1 protein-coding gene is annotated in these 1,488 nt (G+C 66.4%); it reads left to right on the forward strand.

The window, feature by feature from the left end:
- Nucleotides 1-87: 87 nt before the first annotated feature.
- Nucleotides 88-1,428: an IS256 family transposase gene (locus ACZYZ9_RS26405; RefSeq protein WP_055578468.1), complete on the forward strand. Its 1,341-nt coding sequence runs from the start codon at nt 88-90 to the stop codon at nt 1,426-1,428.
- Nucleotides 1,429-1,488 lie beyond the last annotated feature (60 nt).

The following is a 1,488-nucleotide window of genomic DNA, read 5'->3' on the forward strand; positions in this document are numbered from 1 at the left end:
GGTCGCGTCCTAAAGCCGGTGTAAAAGGGGCCGGGCGTAGGTTCTGCTTCGAGACCGCCAAGTCATCGAAGGAAAGGACCTACGCCCGTGCCTGCACGAGTATCGCCGACCGATCGTGTTCGCGCCAAGATCGACGAGTTGTTCGCCTCGGATCGTGAGTTGCCCGAGATCCTGGAGGAGGTGGCACGGCTGGGTGCGCAGTTGCTGATGCAGGCCGCGTTGGAGGCCGAGATTACCGAGTTCTTGGGCCGTGAGCGCTACCAACGCAGCGCCACCGCAGCAGACGCGCAGCCCGGTGCGCGTAACGGTTATCGGGCTGCGACGGTCAAGACCACTGCCGGTCCGATCACCCTGGAGCGGCCCAAGCTGCGCGGCACGACCGCCGCGTTCGCCTCACGGCTGTTCGGCAAGCACGTCACCAAGACCAACGCGCTGGAATCGCTGGTGATCGCTTCGTTCGTGCGCGGGCTGTCGGTGCGCGATGTCGAAGCCACCCTCGCCGATGCGCTGGGTGATCAGGCCGCGATCTCGAAATCGACTGTCTCCCAGATATGTCAAGCCATCAAGACCGAGTACGACACCTGGGCGCGGCGCCCGCTCGGCGATGTGGTGCTCGATTACCTGTTCCTGGATGCCTCCTTCTTCCGGATGCATCCCGGCTCACCAGCCGAGCCGATCCTGGCCGCGTGGGGCATCACCACCGCCGGCAAGCCCATCTTCGTGGGCCTGGCCCCCGGAGTGGTGGAGTCCACCGACGCCTGGGCGGGTTTCCTGACCGATCTCACCGAGCGGGGGCTGGGGTGTCCGCTGCTGGTCGTCTCCGACGGCGCGGCCGGCCTGATCGCGGCGATCGAGCAGATCTTCCCGACCGCGCTGCGTCAACGCTGCCTGATTCACCGAGTCCGCAACGTGCTGGCCAAGATTCCCGCCGGGATGCAGGCCGAGATCCGCGACGGCTACTGGGCCTGCTTCGACACCGCCGAGGCCACCACCGAGGCCGGCCCCAACCTCGTCGAACTCATCGACGCCCGACTGGACGTGTTCGCGGCCCGCTACGCACCCACCTACCCCGCGGCGATGAAGATCCTGCTCACCGACCGCGCGGGCCTGACCGCTTACCTGCGGTTCCCGCCCGAACATCAGCACCGTATTCGGCATTCGAACTTCATCGAACGCACCTTCGGTGAAACCCGCCGCCGCACAAAGGTTATCGGTCGCTTCCCCGGCGAAACCAGCTGTGTCAGCATCGCCTGGGCCGTACTGGACCGCGCATCTCGCGGCTGGCGCGGACTCGCCATGACCCCGGCCGGGGTACGCCAGCTCCAAGACCTACGCCGCAGCCTGCTGCACCCACCCCGACAACTACGGCCCCAGCACGCCCCAGACTCCGCGAGCAGCACCACCGAAGCCATCAGCGCAACGGCGTAACATCACCCACCGAAGCCAGAAGCTCCGAAGGACCATTTACACCGGATTACGGACGCCACC

Source organism: Mycobacterium sp. IDUB_28 (genome assembly GCF_055419285.1).